At 71.7% G+C, this 8,119-nt stretch carries 8 protein-coding genes; 4 read left to right on the forward strand and 4 right to left on the reverse strand.

What is annotated here, in order from left to right:
- Positions 1–115: 115 nt before the first annotated feature.
- Positions 116–3,019 carry an efflux RND transporter permease subunit gene (locus DBR36_RS03715; RefSeq protein ID WP_108317633.1) on the reverse strand — a complete coding sequence of 968 codons (2,904 nt, stop codon included), beginning with the start codon at positions 3,017–3,019 and terminating at the stop codon, positions 116–118.
- 117 nt (positions 3,020–3,136) lie between these two features.
- On the opposite strand from DBR36_RS03715, the gene DBR36_RS03720 reads away from it, so the two are divergent.
- Positions 3,137–3,763: a TetR/AcrR family transcriptional regulator gene (locus tag DBR36_RS03720; protein ID WP_108317626.1), complete on the forward strand. Its 627-nt coding sequence runs from the start codon at positions 3,137–3,139 to the stop codon at positions 3,761–3,763.
- On the opposite strand, the gene DBR36_RS03725 is transcribed toward DBR36_RS03720, so the two are convergent.
- Together DBR36_RS03725 and DBR36_RS03730 are read right to left on the reverse strand one after the other, a co-directional pair.
- Positions 3,750–4,751 carry an o-succinylbenzoate synthase gene (locus DBR36_RS03725; RefSeq protein ID WP_108317627.1) on the reverse strand — a complete coding sequence of 334 codons (1,002 nt, stop codon included), beginning with the start codon at positions 4,749–4,751 and terminating at the stop codon, positions 3,750–3,752. The genes DBR36_RS03720 and DBR36_RS03725 overlap by 14 nt on opposite strands.
- A 16-nt stretch (positions 4,752–4,767) precedes the next feature.
- On the reverse strand, positions 4,768–4,947 hold the full coding sequence (locus DBR36_RS03730) for a hypothetical protein (protein ID WP_108317628.1): 180 nt from the start codon (positions 4,945–4,947) through the stop codon (positions 4,768–4,770).
- A gap of 93 nt (positions 4,948–5,040) precedes the next feature.
- Here DBR36_RS03730 and DBR36_RS03735 point away from each other — a divergent pair, with 93 nt between their 5' ends.
- On the forward strand, positions 5,041–5,838 hold the full coding sequence (locus DBR36_RS03735; RefSeq protein WP_108317629.1) for an LLM class F420-dependent oxidoreductase: 798 nt from the start codon (positions 5,041–5,043) through the stop codon (positions 5,836–5,838).
- A 37-nt stretch (positions 5,839–5,875) separates the two neighbouring features.
- Here the strand turns inward: DBR36_RS03735 and DBR36_RS03740 are convergent, their stop codons facing one another.
- A complete protein-coding gene (locus DBR36_RS03740) occupies positions 5,876–6,055 on the reverse strand; it encodes a hypothetical protein (protein ID WP_108317630.1) in 180 nt (59 codons plus the stop codon).
- Between the two features lie 101 nt (positions 6,056–6,156).
- On the opposite strand from DBR36_RS03740, the gene DBR36_RS03745 reads away from it, so the two are divergent.
- Both DBR36_RS03745 and DBR36_RS03750 read left to right on the forward strand, forming a co-directional pair.
- Positions 6,157–7,059, forward strand: a complete 903-nt coding sequence (locus DBR36_RS03745; protein ID WP_108317631.1) for a 1,4-dihydroxy-2-naphthoyl-CoA synthase — start codon at positions 6,157–6,159, stop codon at positions 7,057–7,059.
- 16 nt (positions 7,060–7,075) lie between these two features.
- Positions 7,076–8,119, forward strand: a 1,044-nt coding sequence (locus tag DBR36_RS03750) for an AMP-binding protein (RefSeq protein ID WP_108317632.1), incomplete at its 3' end; no start/stop codon positions are given.

The raw sequence follows: 8,119 nt of genomic DNA on the forward strand, positions 1-8,119 counted from the left end.
GGGTTGTACAGCGCGCCGACCAGGATCCCGCCGATGACGGCGGGCAGCAGCAGCACGCCGATCAGGGTCAGCCAGGTGACGGGGCGACGGGAGCGCGAGCGCTCGACGGGGAGAGTCATGCGAACACCTCGGAGAGATCGGCGTAGGTTTCGGGCTGCGCGGACGGCGTGGCGCGTCGCGGGGTGGCGAGGGGGAGGGATGCCACGTCGGGACGCTGCGCCTCGGCGAGCAGGGCGAGCGCGCGGCGTTCATCCCGCGCCGAGACGACGAGGGTGAAGGGCGATGCCGCGTCGTCGTGGCGCTCGCGCAGATCGCTCGCCGCACGGCGGAGGACCTGGGCGACATCGGCGGCGGCGTCGGCGTCGAGGCGGTCGACGTCGCACACCACGACGATCCGCGAGCCGCCCGCGACCGCGTGCGTCACATCGGCCGCGGCGGTGCGCGGGTCGTCCAGCAGCGCCACGCCGACCCGGGCGCGCACGGCGCCGGCGCGTTCGGGCACGAGCAGTCCGCCCACGCGCAGCTTGCCCTCGATCTTCGACAGGCGCCCGGACAGGGCCAGCAGCATCGTCCGGGTGGTGGACGTCTCACCGGTGACCAGCAGCGTGCCGCCGTAGCCGAGGCGCAGCGAGACGTCGCGGAACACCGGCTCCTCGGCATCCGTCGCGGTCAGGGTGCCCAGGTCGTCGGCGGCGATCGCCATCGCGGGCTCGGCGGGCCAGTCGGCCAGGTGCACCTCGCGCTCGACGGCCTCGCCCTCGACGTCGAGCTTCGGCAGGATCCGGTCGAGCCAGCGCGGCATCCACCATGCCTTCGCCCCCAGCAGCGCGAGGATCGCGGGCACCAGGGTCATGCGCACGAGGAACGCGTCGACGGCGACACCGACGGCCAGCCCGAGGGCGATCGGCTTGAGGCTCGAGTCGCCCTCGGGGACGAACGCGACGAAGACGGCGAACATGATGACGGCCGCCGCGACGACCACGCGGGCGGATGCGGCGAACCCGCTGCGCACCGCGCCGAGCGCCACCTCGCGGGGGGAGCGTCCCTCGCGGTCGGCATGCACGAAGTCCTCGCGCATCCGCGAGACGAGGAACACCTGGTAGTCCATCGCCAGGCCGAACAGCACGCCCATCACCACGATGGGCATGAAGCTGATGATCGGTCCGACCTTGGCGACGTGCAGGGCGTCGGCGAACCATCCCCACTCGAATACCGCGGCGACGACGCCGAACGAGGCGGCGACCGACAGCAGGTAGCCGCCCGCGGCCGTCAACGGCACCCAGATCGAGCGGAACACGATCATCAGCAGCACGAGCGACAGGCCCACCACGAACAGGCCGAAGGGCAGCAGGGCGGCGCCCAACTGGTCGGAGATGTCGATCGTGACGGCGGTGTAGCCGGTGACGAGCAGGCGGACGCCGAACTGGTCGAACAGGCGGTCCTCCTGCGAGCGGAGCTCGCGCACCAGGTCGGCGGTGCGCGGGTCGTCGGGAGCGGTCTCGGGCACGATCTGCACGATGCCGGTGTCGGCGGTCTCGTTGGGGGTGGCCAGGGCCACCTCGGCGACACCGGGCACCTTGGCGATCTCGTCGCCGATGTCCTGCATGAGCGTCAGCGGATCGTTGCTGGTGACGATGGTGCCGGTCATGATGAGCGGGCCGTTGGCGCCCGGGCCGAAGTACTCGTCGGTCAGTTCGTACGCGACGCGCGCCTCGTCGCCCTCGGGCAGCTGGCCGGCGTTCGGAAGCGTCAGGGCGAGCGAGGCGGCGGGGATCGCGGTCGTGCCGAGCACCGCGATCACGGCGACCGTGGTGACGACGGGATGCCGCGTCACCAGACCCACCCAGCGCTTGGCCGGGCCGTTGCGCTGCGCGCGGGCGGTGGCCGCGGCGGCACGCTCCTCGCGCTCCGCGGCGGCCTCGGCCAGGGCGTCCGCGTCCTCTTGGGCGGACATACCGCGGCGACGACGGCGCGTCGCGCCCTTCTTCTTGTAGCCCCACCCGACCACGCGGTGACCGGCGAAGCCGAGGAAGGCCGGGGTGAGCGTCAGGCCGACGCACACGGCGATCGCCACCGCGACCGAGGCGGCGATGCCCATGGTCGTCAGGAACGGGATGCCGGCGAAGCCGAGGCCGATGAGGGCGATGAGCACGGTGATCCCGGCGAAGACCACGGCCGAACCGGCCGTGCCGACGGCGCGCGCGGTCGACTCCTCGGGGTCCATGCCCGCCCGAGTCTGGTCCTGATGTCGCGAGACGATGAAGAGGGCGTAATCGATGCCGACCGCCAGGCCCAGCATCACCGCCAGCAGCGGCGTGGTCGAGGACACCGTGGCGAAACCGGTGGCGATGAAGATCAGGGCGATCGACAGGGCGACGCCCAGGATCGCGGTGGCCAGCGGCATCCCGGCCACCAGGAACGATCGGAACGTCACCATCAGCACGAGGGCGGCGATCAGGACGCCCAGGGCCTCGGTGAGCGAGGCGCCCGGGATCTCGGTCGCGAACAGCTGGCCGCCCAGCACCGCCTGCGACCCGCCGGGCAGCGCTGCGCCCAGGGCGCTCGCCGCCTCGCGGAGGCCGTCCTCGGTCGCCTGGGGGACGGCGGTGGCCTCGCCGTCGAACTGGATGCGCACGATGGCCGCGCGGTCGTCGTCCGAGATCCCGCCCGAGATCCGGTCGTCGTAGGGGTCGGTGACCGCGGCGACGAAGTCGAGAGCCGGGATGTCGGCGTTCGTCTTCTGGATGGCCTGCTGATAATCCTGATCGCGGACGCTCTGGCCGTCGGCGGCGACGACGACGATCTCGGCGCTCGCTCCGCTGACCTGGGGAAAGGTGCGCTCGAGCATCTCGAGCCCGGCCTGCGACTCGGTGCCGGGGATCGTGAAGGTGTTGTCGGTGCCCTTGGCCAGGAGTGCGACCCCGCCGCCGGCCAGGACGAGCACCAGCAGCCACGCGGTCAGGACGCGCCACGGGTGGCGGAACGACCAGCGACCCAGGGTGTACAGGAATGTCGACACGGTGACTCCCACGTTCGGCGGACGGGTCGATACATCACCGTATCGAATACATCAATGTATCGTAGTGGCGGACGGGGAGTTCGAAGCTGAATCTCCCCCGAGAACAGGAGGACGCGGATGACCGACACCGCACCCGCGCCGTCGCGCCGACGCGAGAACACGCGCACGCGTCTGATGGATGCCGCCGCCGAGATGTTCGCCGAGGTCGGCATCGACGCCGCCTCCGTCGAGGCCGTGTGCGAACGCGCCGGATTCACCCGGGGAGCGTTCTACTCCAACTTCGCCTCGAAGGAGGAGCTGTTCCTCGCGCTGTGCGCCCGGTCCGCCGAGACGACCATCGCCGCCGTGCGCGAGCGGGTGACCTCGATCGAGGACAGGGGCCTCGACGTCACGGGCGAGGTGCTGCACCTCGTGCAGGAGGTGCTCGAGATCGCCGGGGACGACCGCCTCGACATCCTGCTCGGGGCCGAGATCCGGGTGCAGGCGCTGCGCAACCCCGAGTTCGCCGCCGCGTACCTGTCGTCCAACGCCGCCCTCGCCGAGAGCGTCACGCAGCTCGTCTCGGACATCGCCCGGGCGCGCGGCCTGTCGCTGCGGGTGCCGGCGACCGTGGCCACCGAAGTGCTGCTGTCGGCCTGGGTCGCGACCGCCGAGACCGCGATCATGACGCGTCAGACGGCCGCCGAGTCGCGCGCGCACCTGGGCGAGCGGCTGGAACAGCTCGTCCGGCTCATCGTGGAGTGATCTGCAGCAGCGCGTGACAGCGCCGCAGGCGATCGAGCCACCACGTCGTCCTGTCGTCGTCGGCGGCGACCCGGTCGAGGTCCGCCGTCGTCGGACGCGGACGCTCGACGCGCAGCAGCCCCTCGTGTGCGCGGAGAGGGGATGCCACGACATCGGCCGTGAACAGCGACGCGGTGCCGAGACCGCAGTCGTATTCGAGGTCGGGCAGCGAGGCGGCGAGGGCCACCCCCATCGACAGCCCGATCGAGGTGTCCAGCGCACTCGACACGACGGCGGGCAGGCCCGCCTGCGCGACGATCTCGCGCGCGGCGTGCACGCCACCGAGGGGCTGCGCCTTGATCACCAGCAGGTCGGCGGCCCCGGCTCGGGCGACGCGCAGGGGGTCGGCGGCCTTGCGCACGCTCTCGTCGGCGGCCACCGGGATGTCGAGGTACGCGATGCGCTCGCGCAGCTGGGCGAGCTCGTCGACCTCGGCGCAGGGCTGCTCGACGTACTCGAGATCGAACTCCGCCAGCGCGTGGACCGCGCGCTCGGCCTCGTCGACGTTCCACGCGGCGTTGGCGTCGACGCGCACGCGCCCCTCGGGGCCCACCGCCTCGCGTACCGCGCGCACGCGCGCGACGTCGTCGGCGAGGGTCTGACCGGCCTCGGCGACCTTGACCTTGACCGTGCGGCATCCGTCATACCTCGCCAGGATCCGGGGGACCTCGGATGCCGCGACCGCGGGCATCGTGGCGTTGATCCCGACCGTCTCGCGCACCGGGGCGGGCGAGGGGCGCCACCCGTAGTCGAGGGCGCCGGCGAGCCAGGTCGACGCCTCGGCGTCCGTGTACTCGACGAAGGGCGAGAACTCGGTCCAGCCCTCGGGTCCCTCGAAGACGACGGCTTCGCGTACCCGGATGCCGCGGAATCGCGCCGCGAGCGGCAACGAGACCACGCGCGCGGTGGCGAGGACGTCGGCGAGCGGGGGGAGGGCGGCGCTGCTCATGCCCTCATCCTGCCGCTCAGCGCGGTCCGCCGCCGCCGAACCCGCCGAACCAGAACGTCTGGCGTTCGGTGGTGTAGGAGGAGAGATCCTTCTGCGCGTCGAGGGATTCCCTCGCGGCCTCGGACTGCTCGTGCGTGCGGCGCGGGCCGAACAGGTAGTCGCGCACTCGCGACAGCTTCGACATCTTCTTCGTCATGATGACTCCGATCGTCTGGCCTCTCCACGCTACGTGTCATCGCGTCGGGCGTCCACCCGTCCCGGTGTCCGGGGGCGGGCATAGGCTGACCGCATGCTCTTCGACACCCCGGTGCGTCTCGGCGTCCAGATCCAGCCGCAGCACGTGCAGTACTCCGACATCCGCGACGCCGTCCTCCGTCTCGAAGAGATGGGCGTCGACGTCCTCTTCAACTGGGACCACTTCTTCCCCCTCTACGGCGACCCCGACGGCGAGCACTTCGAGTCGTGGACCATGCTGTCGGCGTGGGCCGAGCAGACCGAGCGCGTCGAGTTCGGCGCCCTGGTCAACTGCAACAGCTACCGCAACGCCGACCTGCAGGCCGACATGGCCCGCACGGTCGACCACATCAGCAAGAAGGGCGGCGACACGGGTCGCTTCATCTTCGGTACCGGCTCGGGCTGGTTCCAGCGCGACTACGACGAATACGGCTACGAGTTCGGCACCGCGGGCTCGCGGCTGAACGCCCTGGCGACCGACCTCGACCGGATCGCCGCCCGCTGGTCGAAGCTCAACCCGGCCCCCACCCGCGAGATCCCCGTGATGATCGGCGGCAAGGGCGAGCAGAAGACGCTGCGCATGGTCGCCCGTCACGCCGACATCTGGCACAGCTTCGTCGCGCCGGACGAGCTGCCCCACAAGTTCGACGTCATCCAGAAGTGGGCCGAGAGCGAGCAGCGCGACCTGTCGGGACTCGTCGTCTCGAACGAGCTGAAGGACCGCGACGAAGACGTGGCCGACGCCCTCTACGACGCCGGTACGCGCCTGTTCACCCTCGGGTTCTCGGGTCCCGACTGGGACTACTCGATCGTCGAGCGGTGGCTGCGCTGGCGCGACGGCAAGAACGCGTGATCGAACGGCGCCCCGGGGGATCCGGGGCGCCGACCGGTCACGGCTTGAACTGCGCTCCGCCCGAGGTGCCCGTCCAGTTCTTGACGGCCTCGCCCTGGTAGTACGCGGTCTCGCTCTGGTGGTTCACCGAGCGGCGCGCGTCCTCGGACTGGTCATGGGTGGGGGCTCCGAAGAAGTACTCGCGGATGCGACCCAGGATCGACACTTTCTTCGTCATGCGGACTCCGATCGTCGGGGTCGTCCAGGCTACGGGGTGGCGCCGGGTGCGTCCAGCGGTCGTATCGATCCTGCGTCGGTGCCCGCGCGTAGGCTGAGGACGTGACCGTCTCCGAGCTGTTCGACCCCGCGGAGTGGACGCCGGCGCCCGGCGCCGCCGACTACACCGACATCACCGCGCACGTCACCCACGACGGACGCATCGCCCGTATCGCCTTCGACCGGCCCGAGGTGCGCAACGCCTTCCGGCCCCACACGGTCGATGAGCTGTACCGCGCCCTCGACATCGCCCGACAGGACCACCGCATCGGCGTCGTCCTGCTCACGGGCAACGGACCGAGCGCGAAGGACGGCGGCTGGGCGTTCTGCTCGGGCGGCGATCAGCGCATCCGCGGTCGCGACGGGTACAAGTACTCGACCGACGAGGCGACGGTCCACGACCCGGGCCGCGCGGGACGCTTGCACATCCTCGAGGTCCAGCGTCTCATCCGCTTCATGCCGAAGGTGGTCATCGCGGTCGTCCCCGGGTGGGCGGCGGGCGGCGGCCACTCGCTGAACGTGGTGTGCGACCTGTCGATCGCCAGCCGCGAACACGGTCGTTTCAAGCAGACGGATGCCGATGTCGGCTCCTTCGACGCCGGCTACGGCTCCGCCTACTTCGCGCGGCAGATCGGGCAGAAGTTCGCGCGCGAGATCTTCTTCCTCGCCGAGGAGTACTCCGCCGACCGCGCCTACGAGATGGGCGCGGTCAACCGCGTCGTCCCGCACGCCGAGCTCGAACGCGAAGCCCTGGCGATGGCCCGGACCATCCTGACCAAGTCGCCGACGGCGATCCGCATGCTGAAGTACGCCTTCAACGCCGTCGACGACGGCCTGGTCGGTCAGCAGCTGTTCGCGGGGGAGGCGACGCGTCTGGCGTACGGCACCGACGAGGCCGCCGAGGGGCGCGACTCCTTCCTCGAGAAGCGCGACCCCGACTGGTCGGGCGTGCCGTGGCACTACTGAGCGTCGGACCGAGCGCGTGAGACTCGAGCCGCCGGCATCCGGCGATCCGCGCGACGTCCTGCGGGCGTTGCGCGCGGCGGTCCTGGGGGCGGGACCCGCCGTCGCCCTGGGCGGGGCGGACCTTCCGGGCGATGTGCCCGCCGGGACGGCCGTCGTCGTGACCACCTCGGGTTCGACCGGTGTGCCCAAGTCGGTCGCGATCTCACGCAACGCCCTCATCGCCAGCGCCTACGCCACGACCGCCCGCATCGGCGAGGGGTCCTGGCTGCTGGCCGTTCCGGCCACGTACGTGGCCGGGGTGCAGGTGATGGTGAGAGCGCTGCTCGCCGACCGCGAGCCGGCCGTCCTCGCCGGTCCCTTCCGCCCTGAGCCGTTCGCCGCCGCGGCGCTGGGCATGGCGTCGCACGACAACGGCGAACGCGTTCCGACGTTCACGTCCCTCGTGCCCGCACAGCTGCAGAGACTGCTGGATGCCGCCGACGCCGATCCCGCGGTCGCGCAGGCGGTCCGCTCGTTCGAGGGCATCCTCATCGGCGGCCAGGCCCTCGCCCCCGCGGTCCGGGACCGCGCGCTCGCCGCCGGCGCCCGCGTCATCCGCACCTACGGATCGAGCGAGACCAGCGGCGGGTGCGTGTACGACGGCGTGCCGCTGGACGGCGTGGGGATGCGGATCGTCGACGGCGAGGTGCGTCTGTCGGGTCCGACGCTCGCCGACGGCTACCTCGGCGACCCCGGGCGCACGGCATCCGTCTTTCCCGTCGGTGACGACGGTCGGCGCTGGTACCGCACGGGCGACGGCGGCGAGATCGTCGACGGGGTGCTGCGGGTGACCGGACGGCTCGACAACGTCATCGTCTCGGGCGGGGTGAACGTGTCGCTCGACCGGGTGGAGGCGGCGGTGCGCGGCATCCCGGGCCTTGAAAGCGCGGTCGTGGTGCCGATCCCGGACGAGACGTGGGGTCAGGGGTCGGCGGTGGTCGTGCCCGGGATCGCGGCGTCTCACGAAGCGGACCTGCTCGCGGCGATCCGCCCGGTGGTCGCCGCCGCGGTCGGAGCCCCC

The sequence above is a fragment of the Microbacterium sp. HMWF026 genome, from assembly GCF_003061325.1.
In the GTDB taxonomy this organism is placed as follows: Bacteria; Actinomycetota; Actinomycetes; order Actinomycetales; family Microbacteriaceae; genus Microbacterium; species Microbacterium testaceum_E.